Source organism: Enterococcus sp. 9D6_DIV0238 (assembly GCF_002174455.2).
GTDB lineage: Bacteria > Bacillota > Bacilli > Lactobacillales > Enterococcaceae > Enterococcus_L > Enterococcus_L dunnyi.
The window spans coordinates 23,910-46,302 of sequence record NZ_CP147246.1 but is presented as its reverse complement, the minus strand read 5'-3'; the positions used below and the strand labels follow the sequence as shown (position 1 = coordinate 46,302).

At 34.9% G+C, this 22,393-nt stretch carries 20 protein-coding genes and 1 pseudogene; 1 reads left to right on the top strand and 20 read right to left on the bottom strand.

Annotated features, from left to right (window positions below; all coding sequences use genetic code 11):
* Window positions 1-7 precede the first annotated feature (7 nt).
* From A5889_RS00180 to A5889_RS00085, 20 genes are all read right to left on the bottom strand, one after another.
* The gene (locus tag A5889_RS00180; protein ID WP_087639866.1) at window positions 8-502 is read right to left on the bottom strand and encodes a restriction endonuclease; all 495 of its coding nucleotides are present in this window, start codon (window positions 500-502) and stop codon (window positions 8-10) included.
* A gap of 248 nt (window positions 503-750) precedes the next feature.
* Complete coding sequence (locus A5889_RS00175; RefSeq protein ID WP_087639865.1) at window positions 751-1,572, bottom strand: MurR/RpiR family transcriptional regulator; 822 nt, start codon at window positions 1,570-1,572, stop codon at window positions 751-753.
* Between the two features lie 113 nt (window positions 1,573-1,685).
* Window positions 1,686-2,966 carry a PTS sugar transporter subunit IIC gene (locus A5889_RS00170; protein WP_087639864.1) on the bottom strand — a complete coding sequence of 427 codons (1,281 nt, stop codon included), beginning with the start codon at window positions 2,964-2,966 and terminating at the stop codon, window positions 1,686-1,688.
* A gap of 1 nt (window position 2,967) precedes the next feature.
* Window positions 2,968-4,500: a DUF4127 family protein gene (locus A5889_RS00165; RefSeq protein ID WP_087639863.1), complete on the bottom strand. Its 1,533-nt coding sequence runs from the start codon at window positions 4,498-4,500 to the stop codon at window positions 2,968-2,970.
* Window positions 4,501-4,505: 5 nt separating this feature from the next.
* Window positions 4,506-5,294 (bottom strand): Cof-type HAD-IIB family hydrolase, encoded by a 789-nt coding sequence (locus tag A5889_RS00160; RefSeq protein ID WP_242585297.1) that lies wholly within the window; start codon window positions 5,292-5,294, stop codon window positions 4,506-4,508.
* Window positions 5,284-5,985, bottom strand: a complete 702-nt coding sequence (locus A5889_RS00155) for an N-acetylmannosamine-6-phosphate 2-epimerase (RefSeq protein WP_087639861.1) — start codon at window positions 5,983-5,985, stop codon at window positions 5,284-5,286. The genes A5889_RS00160 and A5889_RS00155 overlap by 11 nt, the downstream gene beginning before the upstream one ends.
* 334 nt (window positions 5,986-6,319) lie before the next feature.
* Window positions 6,320-7,438, bottom strand: coding sequence for a glycerate kinase (locus A5889_RS00150; RefSeq protein ID WP_087639860.1), 1,119 nt, complete (start codon window positions 7,436-7,438; stop codon window positions 6,320-6,322).
* 58 nt (window positions 7,439-7,496) lie between these two features.
* The gene (gene mngB, locus A5889_RS00145; protein WP_087639859.1) at window positions 7,497-10,088 is read right to left on the bottom strand and encodes a mannosylglycerate hydrolase; all 2,592 of its coding nucleotides are present in this window, start codon (window positions 10,086-10,088) and stop codon (window positions 7,497-7,499) included.
* A 13-nt stretch (window positions 10,089-10,101) separates the two neighbouring features.
* On the bottom strand, window positions 10,102-12,012 hold the full coding sequence (gene mngA, locus A5889_RS00140; RefSeq protein ID WP_087639858.1) for a PTS 2-O-a-mannosyl-D-glycerate transporter subunit IIABC: 1,911 nt from the start codon (window positions 12,010-12,012) through the stop codon (window positions 10,102-10,104).
* Between the two features lie 127 nt (window positions 12,013-12,139).
* Window positions 12,140-12,859, bottom strand: a complete 720-nt coding sequence (locus A5889_RS00135; protein ID WP_087639857.1) for a MurR/RpiR family transcriptional regulator — start codon at window positions 12,857-12,859, stop codon at window positions 12,140-12,142.
* 350 nt (window positions 12,860-13,209) lie between these two features.
* Window positions 13,210-13,584 (bottom strand): VOC family protein, encoded by a 375-nt coding sequence (locus tag A5889_RS00130; RefSeq protein WP_087639856.1) that lies wholly within the window; start codon window positions 13,582-13,584, stop codon window positions 13,210-13,212.
* Between the two features lie 105 nt (window positions 13,585-13,689).
* Window positions 13,690-14,466: a helix-turn-helix domain-containing protein gene (locus tag A5889_RS00125; RefSeq protein WP_242585299.1), complete on the bottom strand. Its 777-nt coding sequence runs from the start codon at window positions 14,464-14,466 to the stop codon at window positions 13,690-13,692.
* A gap of 398 nt (window positions 14,467-14,864) precedes the next feature.
* Window positions 14,865-15,860, bottom strand: a complete 996-nt coding sequence (locus tag A5889_RS00120; protein ID WP_176372762.1) for a serine hydrolase domain-containing protein — start codon at window positions 15,858-15,860, stop codon at window positions 14,865-14,867.
* Between the two features lie 489 nt (window positions 15,861-16,349).
* Window positions 16,350-16,658, bottom strand: coding sequence for a hypothetical protein (locus tag A5889_RS00115; protein ID WP_207114588.1), 309 nt, complete (start codon window positions 16,656-16,658; stop codon window positions 16,350-16,352).
* A gap of 21 nt (window positions 16,659-16,679) precedes the next feature.
* A complete protein-coding gene (locus A5889_RS00110; RefSeq protein ID WP_207114550.1) occupies window positions 16,680-18,305 on the bottom strand; it encodes an ATP-binding cassette domain-containing protein in 1,626 nt (541 codons plus the stop codon).
* 1 nt (window position 18,306) lies between these two features.
* A complete protein-coding gene (locus tag A5889_RS00105; protein WP_207114551.1) occupies window positions 18,307-18,516 on the bottom strand; it encodes a hypothetical protein in 210 nt (69 codons plus the stop codon).
* A 14-nt stretch (window positions 18,517-18,530) separates the two neighbouring features.
* Complete coding sequence (locus A5889_RS00100; protein WP_207114552.1) at window positions 18,531-19,292, bottom strand: hypothetical protein; 762 nt, start codon at window positions 19,290-19,292, stop codon at window positions 18,531-18,533.
* Between the two features lies 1 nt (window position 19,293).
* Complete coding sequence (locus A5889_RS00095) at window positions 19,294-19,770, bottom strand: hypothetical protein (RefSeq protein WP_207114553.1); 477 nt, start codon at window positions 19,768-19,770, stop codon at window positions 19,294-19,296.
* Window positions 19,767-20,759: a radical SAM protein gene (locus tag A5889_RS00090; RefSeq protein WP_207114554.1), complete on the bottom strand. Its 993-nt coding sequence runs from the start codon at window positions 20,757-20,759 to the stop codon at window positions 19,767-19,769. Before A5889_RS00090 ends, A5889_RS00095 begins: the two co-directional genes overlap by 4 nt.
* A 2-nt stretch (window positions 20,760-20,761) precedes the next feature.
* Window positions 20,762-21,232 carry a thioredoxin family protein gene (locus A5889_RS00085; RefSeq protein ID WP_207114555.1) on the bottom strand — a complete coding sequence of 157 codons (471 nt, stop codon included), beginning with the start codon at window positions 21,230-21,232 and terminating at the stop codon, window positions 20,762-20,764.
* A 396-nt stretch (window positions 21,233-21,628) separates the two neighbouring features.
* Between A5889_RS00085 and A5889_RS00080 the strand changes: the two are divergent.
* A pseudogene (locus A5889_RS00080) lies at window positions 21,629-21,901 on the top strand (site-specific integrase); the annotation flags it as partial.
* Between the last annotated feature and the right edge of the window lie 492 nt (window positions 21,902-22,393).

Here is a 22,393-nt window from a genome sequence, read left to right as displayed (position 1 = left end):
AGCTTTGTCATTTTTTATTTTTCATCATTCTGAATAACTCGTCTCTATCAATTAGATGAACCCCTGTTTTGTGTGCTAATTCTTTTGCAGGTTTAGTAAAGTAACTGTTCGTCACGACATACACCTCATCTAATTCATAATAACTTTTACCAGCATGTGCCTCTTGAACGGCTTTATTTCCAACATTTCTTTTATATCGTTTACACTGATACCCTATTTTCCAATCATCATTGTGAGCTAGAACATCGATTCCCTGATCCCCCTGATATTGCGTAACCTTGACTCGCTGATAATTTGATTTTCTTAATAAATTGGCAAAATAATGCTCGAACTTTTCACCTGACATAGCATCGATGTCACTTAATTGATAGTTCTTATTGCGTTCAACAAAAAATGAAAAAATTTTAGAAAGATAATTGATAATAATCAGCACCATTAAAAACCACATTACTTTACTCTCAAACAGCGGCTTCAAACTATTTAGCAAATCGATCATGTTCATAACTTCTCCTAACTAACTCCAACATAAAATATATTCCTTTCTTAAAGTATACTATATACCAACAAGGATAGAAATAGATTTTTTCTATATTCATCAATTAAAAAAAGGTGCCTCTTCGCTTTTTGCTTGAGAACACCTTTCATACGGCTAATAAATTATTTATTTAACATTCGATCGCTAAAAATAGGGACTGTCCGTTATGATAAACTCTAATCCCATTATTTTCTAGTGGTTTAGATACCAACCGTTTAATTTATGCGATTCATCAACGCTTCATTACGCTTCATACGTAGCTCATGATAATGATCAGGAGCAAGCTTGACTAATTCTTTAGCCAATACATCAACAATGAACATTTGGTTGACCATCGCCGCAAATGAACCCGCATCCGAAATATATTCTTTAGATGATCCAATTAAGGCTAGATCGCTGATTTCAGTTAGTTTAGAGCCAAGATAGTTTGTTAATGAAATAGACTTACATCCATGAGATTTAGCCATCTCTACATTGATGATCACTTCATTCGTATTACCAGAGGTACTGATAGCAAAAGCTAAATCATCTTTTGTCATCATCGTTGCATAAATACTTTGTAGTTGCCCATCTTGAACAAACTCGACCCATTTTCCTAAACGCTTCAAGCGATTACTTAAGTTCATTCCGACAAGACCTGAATTTCCCACAGCAAATATATAAATACGTCTCGCTTCATGGATAGAAGTAACAGCTTTTTGAATTTGATCCTCTTTTAAAAAGCCCATCGTTTCAGCTAAACTATCGATATATTGCTGATAGATGATTCCCTTCTCCCCATCACTTTCTCTACTATCCTTTTTGATGACAGTTGCTTGATATTTAGCTAAAGCCAGCTTCAAATCTTGAAATCCAGAAAAACCGATTTTTCTAGCAAAACGAACAACCGTGCTTTCACCCACACTTGCCATTGCAGAAATTTCATTAATCGATAAATATTCTATTTCATCAGGATTACTTAAAATCAATTGAGCAACTTTCTTCTCAGACTTACTTAACGATGGAAAAAAGCTGCTGATCATTGCTAATAAATCCATATTACGTCCTCCTCTTTATAGCTTGATTATATCAAACTCGATTCAAATCTCCAAAAGAGGAAAGAAACTGAAGCAAACGCTGATTTTTAGTTTTGTTTCACTTTTTTTAATGATCAAGCACTTTCTTTGTTTGTCATGAAAACGAATGGTAGATAAATCAAGACGCCGATGATCAATAAAACAATTTGTAACAGTGCTGCGCGCCAATCACCATTCGTAGCCAAATACCCTGAAAGAATCGGTGGCGTGGTCCAAGGAATCAACACAGAAGTTTTAGCGATCAAACCAATGCTTGTCGCAAAATAAGCGAGCCCTGTAGTGACCATCGGAACAATCACTAACGGAATGCCTAGCAAAGGATTGAAGACGACCGGTATCCCAAACATCAGCGGTTCACTAACATTGAATAAGGAAGGAATCACACCAACTTTAGTAATTGAACGATAATCTGAACGTTTAGAGCCTATAAAGATAGCGATAACTAGACAAATCAACATTCCTCCTCCACCCATCCAGCCGAAAGCATCTAGAAATGGTTTAGTGACGATGTTCGGTAATTCTGCATTGTTTTTCAATGCGTCCATATTTTCCTGAATCGCAGTCATCATGATCGGTTCCCCGATCGAACCTAAAATGAACGTCCCATGTAACCCAAAAGCCCATAAAAGGTTACTTAGAAAAACATAAACCAACAGTCCACCGATCGATTGAAAAGATGCAACCAATGGCGCTTGGAAAAATTTTGTAATGATCGTTGGGATATCCGTATGAGCGAACCAAACGATCATTACTTCTACAAGTCCTATGATCGTTGTAACTAAAAAGGCTGGAATCAGTACATTAAATGACTTTGCAATCAATGGCGGAACACTCTCATGCATTCTAATTTTCAGCGCGTTCATTTTTGAAAATTTTGAAAGAAGGGTGACAGAAACCAAGGTGGCAACGATTGCCAAAAACATTCCAGTCGCACTAGTCTGCGCTTGTGTGAATGCTGCGGCTGTAAAGGTTTCTCCGTTACTATCTGTAACAATATTTTGAGCAGGCAAGACAAGGAAGAAAGCTATCACACCCATCACCGCACCAAATAGCCCTTCTTCTTGGTAGCTGATCGCTAGTTTATAACCAATCGTCGCAGCAATCAAAATCGCTAAAATTCCTAATGAAGAATTATAGATTTGATTCCCTAAGTCCATCCATCGAGCAGCACCGCTAAAATGTTTCAACAAACCGTTGGATGGACTCAATACGAGATTATTGATCAACACCCAAAAAGATGCAATGATCGTAACTGGTATCAAGGCCACAAAACCATCTCGAATCGCCGCAATATGCCTCTGACTAGAAAACTTATTTGCAACGACCAACATTTTTTCGACTACGTTTGATTTCATTTTATTCTCCCTCCGTCACTCTTACTTGACAGTTTATTTCAAACATTCGATTCCAAGGTGAAGACATTTCTGTAAATTCAATATGCTTTCCTTTAAGAGATTTCTTTAAATAACGTTTTTCTAAATGATTCATTTCACTTTCGACTTTCATTAGTACCGCTTCAACTTGATCTTTCAAATCAAAATAATTTGCATCGATCTGAGGTAAATAATTCTCAGTGACGTCCATACGAATAAGTGCTTGATAAAAGATATCTTCAAATAGATTTGAATACAAATTATTCATAAGTTGTGAATGATCGACCTGCTCATCGATCAGCGCCAACGCCCCTAATGCACTACCTAAGGAATTACAATTTGTATTCCACGCCTTATAAACAGAAAGTTGATTGATCAAGCCCAGTTTATCTAAAAGTTGAAGTAATTCACGATCTCCGCCATTCGCGTATGCGCTATCACATATTCCAATGATTTTCCCTGATTTTGCAGCACAAGCAATCTCATCGACAAAAGTCATAAGATGGCGATAAGAGTCATAAGTGACGTCTTTATTTTCAAGCTGATCCCATGATTCCTGCATTACTTTTCCAGGAGTATTATACGCTAAATAATAATCAGCAGAGTCCTGATTTTTCGTCAATCTCATTCCCGCAGCCATTACGTGAGCTTTTAGACTTTCATTGATGATTCGATCTTCGTATAGCGGAACGATTTCAGGACCTAGTGTTGAAGAAAATTGAACGTACACAGTAGGTACTTTATTTTTATACTGATTATAGGCTCTAGCTAATAAAGTAAAGCCAACTTCATCTGCCCCTGGATAAACCATGATTTGATCTTTTAAGTTTTTTTCCTCAATAGCATGATAAACCTTCTTTTGATCCATTGCAGTATAGCCGTAAGCTGCTGAATCATCTTGCGGAATCACAAGAAAATCGATCACTCCTTCTTCCACAAGTCGAATATTTAAAAGATTTACTTTAACGTTGAACGAACGACGGTCTTCATAATCCTTGATGATCGCAATTGGGAGCTCTTGTTTCAGCTGATCAAGCTCCAAATTTTCATCTGCATCTAAAGATTCCCTAGTTTTTTTGTCTAGCAGCCAGCCATAGCGAAAAATTCGTTCACCGTATTCTTCATAATACTCTGGTTCTTCATCTGAACTATTATATTTTGGTGTTCTCATGATCAAATTGGATGCATAAATTTTTAATCGAGGATTCGTTTTCTTTAACGATCGTATTCTTTTCTCATACGTTAGCAATGCAGCTTCTTTTAACTCATGTAATCTGGAAGCAAGCAACCCTCCATAAAGAACCATTTCTGTTGATATAACAGCTGCATCACTATTTTCGGCTGCTTCATTAATAAATTGCCAAATAGCATCAAGATCACCAGGCTTCTTTTTATTTCCCATCCTTTCTTTTGGCAACATCGTACACTGTATCTCTTTAGAAACTGCTGCTGCATTCAGCGGATAATCTGCATTGCACGGTCGCTCATCTAAAGGAATATACACAATTTTCAGCATTTTTTTCACCTTCCTTTATACATTTCGTCAATGATCACTCCAACATTCTCTGCGTAAAAATCAGCCTGCTCTCTTATTGCCGCCTCTGCCTGTTGGACAGCATAAGAATTTGGTGTCACATGAAACATTGACACATCACTTTCAGCATCTCCCGCAGTATAAACATTTTCACGTTCTAATTGCAATTGCTGAATGATTCGTTCCACCGCTTGTCCTTTCGATACTTTTTTTGAAAAGATTTCTAATGAATTGGGACTAGTCATGACAATGTTGACAGCATCTTCTCCTAACTCCTCTTCGACCTTTTCACGAATTTCCTGAAACTGTTGCTTTTCTCCAAACGTAAGATAGATCGTTGGATTTTTTTCTTGTTCCAGAACAAAATTCTCCAGATTCTCAATAATGATCGATGAATCAACAAACTCCGCAATATCTTTAGGATCTCTCGGACTAGGAAAAAGACGGTTCGTAACATTAGATACTTCCGTACGTAGTCCCACGCCAAAAATAATCCTGTTTAAAGTAGCAATATATTTTTGGGGGATCGTTTCATAGTACAATTGTTCACTTTTGTCATAAATCACAGCTCCATTTTGGCTAATTCGATATTCACTTTTGAACCCTAGCTTGTCTTCGATATAGCGAATGTCTGTATCCATCCTGCCTGTGCAAACAACAAAATGTCCACCGTCTTCACAAAACTGTTTTATTTTTTCTAAACTAACTTCATCAATGGCTCCATTCGCATCTAGCAATGTGCCATCAAGGTCACAAACCAATAATTTATCTTTCATCATTTTCCATCCTTACTACCTTATCTGCTGCTTCAACATAACGCTTTGTGATCAATTGCGGTCTTGTGATGATCGAGCCAACCACAACAGAAAATGCACCTAACTCAAGTGCTTTAGTCACTTGTTCTGGAGCATCTGTATGCCCTTCCATAATTACCGGTACATCAACTTGCTGAACGATCTCTTTAAGTAGATCAAAATCAGGCGTGTCCGTTTTTCTAGAATAAGATGTATATCCAGCCAATGTCGTTGACACTAAATCAAATCCATCCTTCTCCGCTTGCAATGCTTCCGACAATGTGGAGATATCTGCCATTGCTAATCTCCCTGATCGATGGATCCGTTCGACTAAATCACTTGCTTTTTCATTATCCGGTCTTGTTTGCTTCGTTGCATCTAAAGCGATGATTTCTGCTGAAGTCGTCAACAGCTCTTCAACTTCTTTCATTGTCGGCGTAATATATACCTCTGAATCATCATAATCCCGCTTGATAATACCGATTACTGGCAATTCTGTTTGTTTTTTGATCTCATTGATATCAGTTACTGAATTGGCTCTGATTCCCTTTGCACCACCTTCTTCAGCAGCTAGCGCCATCCTTCCCATTATAAACGAGCTATGCAGGGGTTCATTCTCCAACGCTTGACAAGACACGATCAATTTTCCTTTCAATGCTTCTAACTGGAACATTTTTTCACCTTCTTTACATTTATGGTGTAATTTTACATTATTTTCTAGTTTTTGTAAATGTTTTTCTTTATTTCGATCCTATAATTTTTAGAACCTTGATTTCTAAAGCTTTTTATCGTCTAATGAGCTTTCGAAAATAGAAAAATATAGTGGTTTTAAAAAAAAGAGTTCGAGACAAACACTAGAAAACAGCTTTGACTCGGACTAAGTGGTGGCAAAAACCAGATTTTTCGGCAATTTTACAATAAAGGAGCAATACGCATAGCGTATTGCTCCTTTATTGTCCCATTAAAAATGAAAAAATATATTCTCTTCTAATCTTAAACCAAATAAGCTACGTTAACAGAAAAAGAAGTTTTTTCGTTCTTTCTGCTGCCTGACGCAGATTTTGTTCAGCATACATAAGCGCTTCGTTCAAAGTTGTTACCTCGTTTACGATAGGAATGATCACTGATAGTCCTGCTTTTTCAAATTCGTCAGATTCTCCTTGCATCGCACCTACAAATACGAGAACGGGAACTTGATGCTTTTGCGCCATTGCACCGATACCTACTGGGACTTTTCCCTGTAAACTTTGGCTATCGATTTTTCCTTCACCTGTAATAACCAGATCTGCTTGTTGGATTATTTCTGGTAAATGAGACTGTTCAGCGATCAGGTCCAAACCAGATACCACTTTTGCCTGCAGGATCGCCCGAAGAGCTAATCCAATCCCACCAGCTGCGCCATCACCTTCTTGCGACTCTGCTCCTTCCAATAATAATTTACTATAATGTGTCATCTCTTCTTCAAAAGTAGCTAGCTCATTGCTTTGCAGACCTTTTTGCTCTCCAAATAAATAGACTGCTCCTTTTTCACCTGTAATCGTGCTTTTTACATCTGCAGCAACGATGATTTCAAGCTCTTTTAACATCATTGGCATTTTTTGGGTTTCTACTCTGGTGATTTTTTTAAAATTACGAGGAATCGGTGAAACCAATTGATTTTGGCTGTCGAAAAATTCAACGCCTAGACAGGCTAATAAACCGATTCCGCCATCGATCGTTCCTGTTCCGCCTAAGCCAATAATGATTCGCTTAGCTCCTTTTTGTGCTGCAGAAAGAATTTGTTCGCCCAAGCCATAAGAATTGGTATTGTGGGGATGTGTTTCAGATGTCCCCTTTAAAAATTGGATCCCGCAAGTCGCTGCCGATTCGATCACAGCCGTTTTTTCTTCTCCCAGCCAACCATAATCAGCTGTTATTTCATCTCCTAATAAATTATGACACTTAACTGATATTACTTCCCCATTAGCATTCGTTACAAAAGCCTCTACCGTTCCTTCCCCACCGTCAGCAATTGCAATTTCTGTGACCTCTATTTTTTCATCTCTAAAAACTTCTGCCACAATTTGATTCGCTTGCTTGCTCGTTAGGGAGCCTTTCATCGAATCGATCGCCGTCACAATTTTCATTTTTTCACCCTCTTCTGCAAAGAAACTGAACAGCTATATTAGCTGTTCAGATACTCATTTATTTTTTGATACTGACTGTCACTACTTTATTTGCACCGATTTGTTTTGAATCATTTTCCAAGATGAGCTCCTCGTTTAGTTGATAATGAGCTGGTGCTTGAACATCTTTTAACCTTAAACTTTGATCCTCTTTAGTCGGATTGAAAAATCTCGCTAAAAGGTGCGAGCCCTCTTCTGCTTTTTTGACTACACTTAAAATAAGTGTATCATTTTCTTGACGGAACAGCGAATAACTTGTTGGCACCTGTAACATTGAAGAGTTCAGTTTCATTGCATTATACCCCATCTGATTATAGGCTAAAATTGGTGTTAGGTATTCTTTTGCGTATTTTGCTGGATTCGCTATTTCGATCGGTTCATTCGAAAATAAAAGCGCAAAGTCTAACTTAATTGTTTTCAACATTTGCGAATCAGGAGTCGCCAGTTTTATTCCTGAGGGCCTTCCTGGACGACGCACTAAATTTTCTTTCCCCAACACACCAACGCTTCTGAACAATGTGATCGCCAAACAATCATAGTGTTCACCAACGACTTCATACTCTCTTGAGCTATTTGTTAAAACGGAGACCGTCCGCTCACTATTTGTTAATGAAACGTTTGTTAAAAATGGATAGATCGCATCCGGGCGTTCATCCCACTCTTCTTTTTGCCAAAATGTCATCGCTTCGTCGATCACTGATCGTTCAACTGTTCCAAATTGATTGTCTGCGATCGAAAAAGTCGAAGCAATTTCTGTCGGCAATAATAGGCGCATCCGATGATCTTCACATTGATTATTTACTTGAACAGACAGTTGGAGAATCGGCTGATTTTCTACCGCTTGAATGGTAAATTCCAGCTCGATTTTACCTGTCGTCTTTCCACTTTTACGTTCTTCAAGTTTTTTCGCTAATGACCACTCATAAGAAATATGCATCGAGCTTGCAAGCAAGCTATGCTTATAGGAGATATTTGCTGTGACTTCATCTTTTGATAGACGAGGTCGATCATTTTCTAAGGGTGAAAAATCATACTCATCACCATCATCCGCTACATCTTCCACTGCAAGAATATCTTTATACTCCTGATTATTTCGTTTATCAAGAACTGTTATTGTGCCATTAGGATTACCGAAAATCTTGAAATACTCCGTATCTATAAATTCTTTTTCAGTCAATTCCGATTTTGGAAGACTTTCTGCTGTTTCTATATACACTACTTCATAGCCCATTGCTGGTAATTTTTTTTCAAAGCAAATCGTATATTTAATAAATGGTTCATAGTTCCCGTAATGTACGATCTGTCGGTCAATCAATCCTGGATCGATTATTTCTTGCTGAATGATCTCAAAAGGAAGATTTTCCCCTCGATCATTCACTAAATGAAGAGCTGAACGTTTGGAAATAATCTCCGTTGTTACAACTTCAGTTCTTTCATAAGGCAATAGATTAAACAATATCAGTTTTTCTGAGTCCTCTTTATCAGGCGTACTCTCTGAAATTTTTCGTTGATAAAATTCGATCAGACGATCCGTACGTTCCTCAGCATTGATAAAACGCGCCATGATTTCAAAATGCACTTTATCCGAACAACAACAGCCGATACTATCATGCGCATGATTTTTCATGATTTCTTTCCAGATTCCTTCGATCAACCCATGATGATATTCGTGCCCTAGTGAATAAGCAATCGCTGCTAGAGGTTCTAAACTGTTCGTAAGCTTGTTTTCAATGCGCGCATTCGCTGCCTTGATATCCATTCTTGTCGAAAAAATGCTTCGATGAACACGACTATATTTCCCATCAATAAATTCCCCTTTGACCGTTGGTAAGTCCGTCTTCTTCTCTAAAATATTAAACACATTCTCATAGCGGCTAAGGAAAAATTTTCTTTCGGGATATAATTCTTCAAGCGTTTGAATCACTTGGAAAATATTCTTTTGAATCGGCATTTGATCGTGACCATTTGGAATAATTTCTTCATTACTTGTTGCCCCATGATCAAGAACGCTAAAATACTTGTCCATTCGTTCTTTCAAAGCATTCTTATCTTCCGGAAGATACTTTCCGATAGCATATCCCAATGGAAATAGTTGGGTCAGAACCTCAGATCCGTCATTTCCCTCCCAATAAAACTCGGTTTTGTCTGTGCCATGACGTTCAGAAATCCCCCGCCAAAAAATCGCTCGTTGAATATTGAATCCATTTAAAATTTGCGGCATCTGCCCGCTTTGACCAAAAGAATCCGGTAGATAGCCGATCATCATTGGATCACCCAATTTTTTGCTATCCTTGATGCCATAAAGTAGATTCCTGACGATCGATTCTCCGCCTACAACTAGTTCGTCTGTTTGGCTATACCATGGACCAATGATCAGTTTTCCAGCTTGAACAAGCTTTTTGACCCGTTTTTTTTGGTCTGGGCAAACTGCAAAATAGTCTTCTAAAACAGCTGTTTGTCCGTCTAATACGTAATAGGGATATTCTGGATCATTTTCTAACCTCTCTAAAATTTCTGCCATATTATTCACTAATAAAATTCTAGATTCCTCTGTTGAAAAATACCATTCTCGATCCCAATGCATATGGGGCACAATGTGTACATTCTTCATAAATTTTCTCACCTTATCTATTTGCTTGTTTTCGCAATTTATGTTGTCTTGTTACAATTAATAAAATAGTAGAAACCGCCGCACCTAAAATTGCTGCGCCTAACCAAATGAACGCGCCCATTACACTGCTATAGTCACCTTCCAGTAAAAACATCGAGAAAATTCCTGCTCCTGGAACATTCAAACCAAGTCCCGTATAAGCAACGATCGCCCCAGTGATGATAGAGCCTCCAATAAATGAACCAATCACTCGAATCGGATCGCCCATCGCAAACGGGATCGCTCCTTCAGTAATTCCCGCTAAGCCTAATAACCACGTTTGATTGCCGATTTCTCTTTCTTGTTCAGTAAATAAATTTTTCTTCAATAAGCACGCTGCGGATAAAGAAAATGCAGAAACCATTTTAACCGAAGCAAATGTACAATAAGGAATAAAATTACCATTTGACATCGCCGCAATACAAAATGCATAGGCAGCTTTATTGACAGGTCCACCCAAATCGAATGACACCATCGCTCCTAATACAGCGCCCAGCAATAACGCATTCGTTCCTTGCAAAGTATCTAACCAGCCAATCAATCCATTATTGATTGCTGCAACTGGCTTTCCGATAAGAAAAAGCATGACCACACCAACAACCAGTGAACCGATCACTGGATAAACCCAAAAGGTCACAAAGCCTGAAAAAACACCTTTAGCCTGAATATTTTTCTTCATCCAGTTCATCAAGAAACCTGCCAGTAAACCGGCCAACATCCCGCCAAGAAATCCACTATTGATCGTCATCGCAGCTAAACCACCAGCGAACCCTGGCGTCAAGCCTGGTTTATCGGCAATCGAATACGCCATATACCCTGCCAATACAGGAATCATCAAGCTTCCCAATAATCCGCCGCCGAGCCCTTTTAGTAAAAACAACCAACTACCTTCAGCTGCAGCCATCTCCTGCAACCCAAATAATTGAGTGATCAACACTGCAACCGTTGAAATCATTCCGCCTGCAATGATGATCGGAATAATATAGGAAATTCCTGTTAAAATTGCATCTTTTATCTGCTGACCGATCGATTTCTCTTGTTCATCAGTATCGTCAAAATCTGCCACATCATCTCCACTAGGTACATAATTCTCTGCCTTATCCAATAATCGCTGAACGACTTCATCAGGATGTTTGATCGGCTCTGCCACTGTGGTATCGACCTTAGGAAGCTTCGCAAAGCGTTCCATTCCTTTAAGAGACACGTCATGAGCCAAAATAATTCCCACTGCCTCATTGACTTCTTTTGCTTTGATCCGGTCTTCCATTCCTTTCGCACCTTGCTTCTCGACCCTAGCCTGATAGCCAAGTCGGTTCGCTGCTTTGGTGATCGCCTCAGCAGCCATATAGGTGTGTGCGATCCCTGCGGCACAAGCTGTGATTCCTAAGATCAATCCTTTATCACCTTGAGGAACTGTTACAGTTTCGTCTGGTTCATCCAATAAAGTCAAAATCTTAGAAGCAGTTTCTGCACGCTTGAATTGTTCTAAATAATCGCTATCGGATAAGCGGCCAGCCAATTTTGCTAAAATATCTAAATGAGTACTACCTGCCTCAGCCTCCGGAATTGCTAACATAAAAATCAACGATACTTGGTTCGCAGGATCTAAACTAGGATAATCTGCTAACGGCTCCTTCAATCTCAGTATCGCAAACGAAGCTTCCTTGACTACTGAAGATTTTCCATGTGGAATCGCCAGCCCATTTTCAAACCCCGTCACCGACAATGCTTCTCTAGCTTGAACTGCTGCTAAAAATTGCTTAGGATCTGATACCTTCCCTTGCTCATAGAGTTTTTTCGTCATAAATTCAAAAACTTCTTCACGTGTTTTAAAGGATGCTTCTAAAAAAATAAGTGCTTCTGACGTTGCGTGTGCTAGATTCATCTTCTTTCCTCCTCCTTATGGCTAAACTTTAGCACTATTTAGGCCCAGAACTTTGATTTTTAAGAAAAATAAACCCCTTTCATTCTTTTGAAAGAGGTTTATGTGTAATTTTACACGTCCATTGATCTCACGAATCGATATAGGTTTCAAAAAGACTGTTCATAATGACCAGCAACGGCGTTTTATCTGTGATATTATAATGATTCCTGATCACTTCAGGCGAATAACAAAATAAACTGATATCCGCTAATCTCGCTAAAGAATTGCTACTTAAACCTGTCAGAGATATCACCTTATGTTGATGCTCATGCGCCAATTTCGCTAATTCTAATATTTGCTCCTTCTCTCCTGAAAGACTAATAAAGAAAAAAACTTCGTCTGTTGCATGCTGAATTTTGTGCCTTAACTCATTCGCATAGGTATAAAAAAACGCCTTATCATCTATTGCATAAAAATTATCAACGACGATTTTTGCTGCATAGGCGGTTTGACCGATCGCAAAAAAATTGATCCGTTTAGCAGCTTTGAATAATTGTACGACACGCTTTTCCCGCTCAAAATCAATGAGTTCAAAATTTTTAAGTAACAGTTCTTTCTGCTTGAACGCGATATCTGATGGCTGTTCACTTTCTCGTTTTAGCTCATTTTTCAACTCAGAATACCCAGAGTAACCGAGCTTATGGCACAACCTAGTGATCGTATTTGGAACAGTGAAAAAAAGAGAGGCAAGCTCTATGATCTTCATTTTGGAAACACTCGCTTTATTTTTAGCGATATAGGCTACAAGCTCGTCTTCTAAATCAGTCAAACGATACTCTTGATTGATCACTCTTTGCTGAAACTCCATGAACACCCCTCACCTTCAATATCTATATAGTATGATTATAACGAGCGGTCAATCAAATAGCTAGAATTTAATTATTTGCATTTTGCTAGGTATTTTTTGAGTGATGCAAATAGTCGTTAACCACAATTCAATACTAAATTGTTCTGTCTTAGACTCTACCGTTCGATCAATTTTGATAAATTTTCTTCCGATAAAATCTCATATATACAAAAAAACAGCCGCTTTGATTTTCTCAAAGCCGCCGTTCTGCGTTAAATTAGTTCACTGTCATCATCTACCGCCAAACAACGGTTTCCACTTGCACAAATTGTTGCAAATTTTACTACTCGCTCAATCTCAACGAACGTAAATCAATTCGGCGAATGTAACCCTAGTTTATTCCCTTCAGTATCAATAAACAATGCAAAATAGCCGCTCTCATCAGCATGAGGTGTTTTTGGAGCAATAACCGTTCCACCATTTTTTTCGACTTTATCTAGTGCGACCTGAAGATCATCACCAGCATCCAGATAGACTGTTACACCATTTGAAGAAGGTGTCAGACCCTCTTCTTGCAACAATGTTACTACTACCATTTGTCCTTCTGTTGGGAATACCCCCATTTTCATGTTAAATTCTGGGAACTCAAATTTCTCAATTTCAATATCCAAAATTGATTGATAAAAATTAACTGCTCTTGAAATTTCTAATACTGGGACTTCTAATATAGCTGCATAACTTTTCATATCAATTTACCTCCATTTTTTTTGAGATCTTTAGCCTAAAAGTTAAGTGTACTTTCAAATTCATCTCAATTGTATTTTACTATGGCATCCAGTATTAATATTGTTCTAGATTGTGTTTTTCAGACTTGATATCAAGAGCTTCGCGACACTTAGCAAAATGGGAGGATCTTCTGGTATAGGCGGTCTTAGTTTTACTGTATAACGCTCCCCAGAGCACTCAGGAAAAGACAATTTCTCCATTACTCTTCCTCTCAAACAGTTTTGCAGATTAAAGTAGGAAAAAATATTGGTTGAACGATCAATAGCGCAAACCAGTAAGTAATATTCCCCATTCGGCACGTTCTTCAACACATTCAATTTAGTTCTTTTAGTAGCTATTCCAGATATCGGTCTATGATTTGGGATTGGTGTGCGGAATAATCCAATAAAAAACAATCCTTTGTCAAAGTTTTCAGGCACTTCGACCGTTACATTACAATAGGATGCATCTTGCTTTTCATAGTATTCCACTGCATGATATTCATTGCTGCTTTCGAAACTTTTTACCTCAGAGAATAATTCAGTCATTTCATTTTTATATTTTTTAGGAGCACTTCCAGTGAATTTTTTAAAGGTATTCGTAAAACTGCTACTGCTTTCAAACTCTGAAATATCTTGCAGCTCAATCATTTTTTTTGGTTGATCGATCGCTGTAACTGCCTTTTCAATTTTCAAACTTGATATATATTCTGCAATGCTGAAGCCATTTATTTCTTTGAATTTTCTGCTGAAATGATATTTATCATAACCAAAATGATTGGCGATTTCTTCACTGGTCATTTTTTTAGCTAGTGCTTCTGTTTTTATGAAGTCAATAATATCAGGCATCATGCTTTTTATCATATTGTTTTCTCCTTTCTTAATTTTCAGAAAGTTACTCAAATTTATTATTGTTGCTGATAGGATTACGTATCGACTTCAGATACCTTTGCTACTAGAACTCTCTTTTTCCGTGGAGTAATTCATTTATAATCAGTTGATTTTTTTCATGTTCATCTTGATTCTCAACGTTAGACTATTTAAACCTATTATATACTAAAAAAAAGCTGAGTAAGTTCTACTTTAGAACATTACTTAGCTTTACAATATTTTATAAAATTAAATACCTACAAGACCATTACTAATTAAAACAATTTTGACTGATAGCTGTATCTGAAATAATGAAACAAATATTTAAAGCTGCTTTGTAGCCTTTTAAATCAATCTGATGTCTCTAATTCAAGGTACCTTTTCTCAGCTATCTATACATTATTCTTTTTATCAGCTAAGTAATTTCGAGCAAGTTCCCAAACATTGTCTTCATAATTACTAAAAACTGTGTATATATCTTTTTCCAAAGGATTGAACAGTGAAATACAGGAAACACCGGGATCGCAACCTTCAATATAAATATGCGTATGTTTTTTTGTTGGATTCGCCAACCAAATTCCAAGTCCGTATTGTTCTTTTTCATTTCCTGTATGTTTTTTAATCATCTCTGAAATGCTCTTTTCAGATAAGATTTCATAGGAGAACAGTCCATCCCAAAAGTTACAAATGTCCATTACTGTTGTATAACATCCACCAGCTCCTGTTCCTTTACAATCAATAGAATAAATATTACTACGAGGTTGTTCACCTTGTTTTTTTATATAGCCAATTGCTGTATTCTCAGGTAAATTGTCCAATTCAAAATATCCAGTATTTGACATATGAAGTTTATCAAACACCATGTCTTTCAAAACTTGATCGAAATAACGATCCGTTATTTTTTCAATAATATCTGCTAAAAGCACATATCCTGCGTTATTATAAATAAATTCTCCTCGTCTTTTGCTATCTTGTTTTTTATCAACAAACAGCGGCATTATATCACTATTTTTTCGAATAGAGTAATTAGGAATTTTTTGCCAAAGTTGCTCGTAATCCGCCTCAATCGATTCATCAAAATAGTCCTGAATACCTGAAGTATGGGTCAATAATTCATATATAGTTATATCTCCATCAATTTCTTTTAAAGAAGTACCATAAAAATTATTCAAAGTTGTTTCTAATGACAGTTTCTCTTGCTCAATCAGTTTCATTATAGCCACTGCCACAAATATTTTTCCCATAGAAGCAGTTCCAAACTTGGTATCGATATGAATAGCTAGTTGATTTGACTTATCACGATGTCCATACATTTCAATCTGAAATTGTTGCTTCTCTCTTTTCAGAATAATTCCTGAAAATCCATTCTCTTTCTTCTCATTTTCCAATACTTTCACCTCCAATTAAATATAGTTAGTTACTAAAAGTTCTTTGATTGCTACTTCATCTAAATTCATTACTTTATTGATCACTTGTTTATACAAAAAATCGAATTGTTTGATCAAGGTTTTACAAATAAATAGTTCTAAATGATGAATCGAATTGATATTTTTAAGAAGTACTAAAGTGAAATAAAAAATGTACTAGAGGTACTTTAATCTAGCGGCGACTAGAGTATTTATATAATCGTATTTAAAATGTTGAATTGAAATACTTACGGTTTTAGTGACGTTTACAATTTCAAATTAAGGATTTCTTTATGCATTGACTCCATTCTTTTTCAAGAATACAAAAGCCTAGAGGGGATTTCCTCTAGGAGTCATACTGATCGATTTAATTCTTTGAATTTTCTTCACCAACATTAGCTAACAAAGAACTTTTTAGTAGTAGCTTGTTTATAGATTGTTTAATACTCTCTTTCTTACTAAATAGTTTCTTTATTTCCCATATTTAATGAAGTGTTTAAGATATTTGTATATTGCAAACATAGAATATACTATCACTATTACAACTACTGGAATGATTAAAAATCTCGTTTGAATACCAAAAAACATTAAAATATAAACGATTATTAAAAAGCCACCTACAAGAAAAGCAATAGATGAAGCTCCTATTGCACCTTTTTTTTGAACTTCAATCGGCTTATCTTTAAAAGTATTCCCAGCAACTATTCCATACCATTTGCCTCTTCTAAGTTGAATACCAACGACTATTAGTAAAAGTCCAATAACAACTAACATGAACAACACTACCACCTCCTTCGATCTCTATAGTTGAATTATTTTATTTGCCAATTGATCAAAATAATTATCATGAGTCACGACAAAATAAATTTTATTGTTTTTTGTAGCGGCTAAATATTCAAGTAAATTTTCAATTGATTGTTGATCCAATCCTGAGAATGGTTCATCTAGAATCATTATTTCCTTATCTCTAACAAAGGCTCTCATTAAATTTATTTTTTGTCTTTCACCTCCAGACAATACTCTAACATTTTTTTGAGTTAACTTATCATCAATACTTAAAATTTGCTTCATTTTCATATATATATTATTATTTCCATCACTTAAAAAGACATTTTCTTCAAGTGAATTTTGAAAAATATATGAGGTTTGAGTTGCAACAGATAATCGTTCTCTTAAAGATCTTTTTTCAACTTTATTTAAATCAATGTGATTTATATGGATATTACCACATTCTAATGGTAATAATTTTGATAAAATTCGTATCAAAGATGATTTCCCAGCTCCATTTTCCCCTTTGATCAAAACAAAATCACCCTTTTCAACAGATAAATTGATTTCTGGAGAAATAGTATGGCTATTCAAAATTACTTCTACATTTTCAAATGTGATTGAATCAATACTGTAAATCTTGACATCTCCTTCATTTAATTGAGAGTCTTCCATAAATGTTTTAAACCTTTGAATACTTACTGAACAATCTTGATACTCCCATACAGTATTTAATAATGAACCAATTGATGTAGGTAGAAAATATACCATCTGTGATAAAAGTACAAACTGTCCTAGAGATATATCTCCTGTACTCAATAAAACCATTGAAATTACTGTAATTCCTATTAACCAAACTTGTACAATAATAGAAGAAAAACTTACTCCTAATAAGTTAATTTTTTTTTGTTTCAGATATTTCGCAATAAGATCTCCAAATTTCAAATCAAAACTAATAAGCGAACTTGATTCTTTATTATATAGCTGAATTATCTCAATCCTATCAAAGTGTTCATTCATTTCCCCTACTAAATCTTGTTCCAACTTTTTGGTTTCCTCAAATGATTTTTTTAATGGTGATTGAAAATAAATAAACTGAATTACAAGTACAATAATCATGATAATCGAAAATATTAGGATGAGAAAACTAATTCTGGCAACTATAATAATCACAATTAATAAAGTAAGTAATACAGATGGTGTATTAATATAGAATGTTTCTATCCCCCTAATCATAGTTGCAATATCATTAAACATTCTATATTGAACTTCACCAGTTCTTTTTGTTAGAGAGAATGTTAAAGTTTTTTCTTGAAGAACACTTAAAAAATTTGATTTAAGGTTGAAATCTGTATAAAACAAAAATTTCGATTTTTTATATTCATAGAAAAACCTAAAAACCAAAAATATTATCTGAATACTAAAAATAAGAATAAGATTTCTTATATTTTCTACTAATTGCCCCTCTACATATTGACTCACTATAAAACTAGATAGAAAAGGAGTGATTAAATTAGAAAGTGATATAAATAAAAACAAAATACTAAAAGCTATTAACTTTTTTTTCGATAGTTTTTTACTTAAGAAAATAATATTTTTCATGTTAATATTTTGCAAGGAATTGAAAAGAGTAAAAGCCCCAAAAGGGCTTTTATCCACTCTAACAGCCTTTCACACCTGCAACACAAGCTAATAACCCAGCAAAAACTCCTGCTACATTTACTAAACCAGCATAATTTACAGCAGCGGCAGCAGACCAAACAGCCAGCGCATAAACCACACAAACAGCTCCTGCGACTCCGCAATAAGGTTGAATACCACCGGGATTTCTTACTTCTGTAATCTGAGGGGCTTGAAAATCTCCTTGCATTATAATTCTCCTTTCTATATTTTTTGTGAATATATATATATACTATTCAATCCAATTTCATTATTCAACACTCCTATAGGAGTTAAAGTTGGATTGAATGGTTTAACATCTCCACTAATATAAATAAGTTCCATCTCTTGAAAAGATTGGAAAGTTTCCCCAAAAAAGTCAAAGTATCTTAAAATACACTTTTTTATGCTTTCCCCATTATTCTTACAAAATTCACTTGTAAATTCTCCATAAAGACTATTGACAATATAAGAGTTTGTAAAACGTGTAACTTCAACAACTAACATACCTGTGCAATTTCCTATTTTATCAAATTTACCTATATAGAAAATCTTATATCCTAACTCTGATTGTAATAATTTGCTATCTTGAAATAGACTATCAATTAGTAGATAATTATGAAAGTTTAAAGATAAGCTATTAAGATAAGGTGTATCTATGAAAGATGGTAATACTACAAAATCCTCCATTCTTAGTTCTAATTGACATATTTTAAAATCATTTGTTCTTTCAAAGTATATAGCCTGTTTCCAGATTGATATAATAAAACTTTCAGTAGCTGCTACTATTTCACTTTTTTCAGTGTTAGGATATTCTCTCTCCAAAATTTCAACTATTTTGGAAGTTGGTGTATTCTTAAATATCTCTTCACAGATCAGCATCCCAACTTCATTTATTACAAGTGAATTTTCTCCAGAAAAAATTTCATTATTTTTTAAAAATACATGTTCTAAAAAGCTAAAGTTGATATCAATTAAACTCTCCATACTAGCTTTCCTCCAAATTTAATGAATAAATATAATCATTTCCTGAAAGATATTTTACGGTCTCTTTAATTCCAAATCCAAACTGCATTCCCAACTCATCAGCTTCTTCAGTTAAAGTCAACTTTATTTTATTGTATTGCTTTTGAAATTGCTCTATGAGAACATTTTCACTTAAAGCTATGTCAACTTGGTTTCCATAGTAATGAATTAATTCCAATGTAGTCGTTTTGGAAATTTTTGATGGCGTATAGAGTACATACACTGCTAAAATATTTTTATCATCTTTTATAAGTAAAACTCTACTATTATAATCAAATAATAATGTTCTTAAATATCTTGGATTAGCTATTCTTTGCCGTTCCAATTCATCTTTATAGTCTGCTAAAAAATTGAGAATTCTTCCATTTTTTTTTCTTAACTCACTAACAAAATCTATTATTTCTTTTAAGTCATTATCATTTGCAATTCTAAGTATCATACCTTCATCTCCTCAATTTCCCTCATAAGATTTAAATTGTCTTCTAAATACATTCTTGGAAGTTCCTTATCAGGGTAATACATATCTTCTATAGAATAAACTCTGGATATATATTTTTTTATCAATGGATGAACCAAAACTTTTTCTGGAATTCTTTTTTCAATGAACTCTGGTAATCCTTCTTCTTTTAAATCCCAAATTGTGAATGGTAAATATGGTGTTATTTCTATCTCACCATAAGCATTAATTGTCAAAAAAGGCAAGTACTCAACTTCTTGTAACATAAAATAATGATCTACAGGATCTCCCCAATTAATTTCAGTTCTTGATGATTTATTTTTTAGTTCAAAATCTTTCTTTTTAAAAATATTTTTTAACTCTTCATATTCTTCCGAAGACAATGCTAATTCCATATAGTTTTCTTTCCCTCTACCTAACGGCATAAGAGGCTGTGCACGTAGCTCATAAAGAGCATTATCATGGCAATAATCAATTATTTTTTCAAATTCATTTAAACTTTTTTTATGAGGCAATGTAGCAATACTGACCTCTAAACCCGATTCTTTAGCATTGATGATTCCTTCAAACACTTTTGAAAGACATCCATTTGATTGTCTCACAGCATCATAGGATTCATCTGTAAAACCATCTAAACTTATTTGTACCATATGAATGCCTGAGCTTTTTAGTCTCATAGCTTTTTCTTTAGTCAATAAAATACCATTGGTAACTATATTTACTAATGTTTGTGGTGAATTCTTTTTTATGATTGAACTTATTTCACAAACAAGCTCATATCTATATAAAGTCTCACCACCACATAAACAAATTGAATCTATATTCAATTTAGATAAATCCTTTGCTAGGTTTCTTAATTCTTCGTCTGTCATTTCTTGCTTGCGAGGTACCCCACTAAAATTAAAACAATGTTTACATCTTAGGTTACACCTATAAGTTATATCTATAGATGCAGTTTTTATATTATACATTCTCATTCCTCTTTTTCCTGTAACCATTGTTTCAAATCGTTTTCACCTGTATTTTTAAACTTGGCTACATTTTTTTTAAACAGTAAATCATTATTCAATCGATCATTCTCCTTCGAATTCTTATAATATATTAGTGTTGGGGTATAAGAGAATTCAAAAGTCTTTTTTACTTTATTCTTGTCTTCATTTTCAATATAAAATACATATACTTTCTCCCTTATATTAGAATCCAATTTGTTCAAGTGAACATTAAGTTCCTTGCAATAAACACAATCCTTTTGAGAATAGTAAATAATAACATCCTTATTTGATTTGATAGTTTTTAATGCTTCATCCGAACTTTTAATCGTATTTTTTGTTTCAAACTGCTTATCTTCCCTATTTGATGTTAATTTGTCAGAAAGATTTGTGGATAATATCACAATCAAGATTATCAAAACAATAGACAGTCCACCTAATAATTTCTTATTCATATTCTCCTCCTTTATAAGGCCAGTGTAGCAATTATAGAAAGCGCTGTCAATATAATGCTAACAAATAAATACAAATAAATAATTAAATGGAACTAAAAAAAATCATTTGGTATGAACTTACAATAAAGTTCCTAATAGGAAAATATGTTACCAAGAAAAGGATGCTGAACTTACGCTAAAAAAAATATCACAGTAGGCATTTTCTATTTATAAGAAAAGTTTGTTAGAACAGTTAAAAGGAGTAAGAAGGGATGGAATATGGAAACTCTTACTACTTTAGCACTTAAAGCTCAAAAAGGTGATCATGAAGCAATGGTATATTTTTACCAACTGTTTCATCCCTTATTACTAAAAGAATCTAAACGAGCTGGTGAGTTTAACAATATTTTAGGGTTTAAATATCTCCTTGCCTTCTTCAATAAAGAAAATAAATTTTGCGGTGCTGATCAAGCTAATGACTGGTATCATGTGATTATAGCTAAATACCACTTAAAACGAATTACCCTCCATGAATTTAGAAAGACCCATGTCACTCTTTGTGCATGGGCGAATATGAGCTTAGAGAATGTTATTTATTGAGTAGATCATAAAGATTCTAAAATGACTCGCCAAATTTATAACTACTTCTATCCTGAACGTGAAGAGCGAAGTGCAGATCAGTTCACATAATTTATTGAAAAGAGAAGCAAAAGAATCACTAATAATTCAACGCTTCTAGCGTCATAAAAGCTTTTCCTCGCTTTGAGTATACTTTAAGGAAATGATTCCTATTATTTCATACTAACCTAGTTTTTCAAGCTTCAGGATTATTTAAAAATTAATTTTATACTACAACAAAACCGAATTTTCGTTTGTTTTTTTCTCTGTTCGCCTTGATTCTCGCTGTCGATTTATTTATACTTAGTGTATAGAATGGAAATAAAAAAGCTGAGTAAGTCCTGATTCAGAACATCACTCAACTTTATGACAATTTAATCCTTGGCACCTTTTTGTTTGGCTGGCACCGAACGAAAATGGTCTTGAAAACAGCAGGAACTGTCCGCGCAAGTATGCCAATAGTAAATGAATCACTAGCTTTTTTGTCATGTCTCTTTTTGAGCGACAACTTGAAAAGAATGCTAGGTTTCTTTAAGGTACTATTGACTTATTCAGGTATTGGAC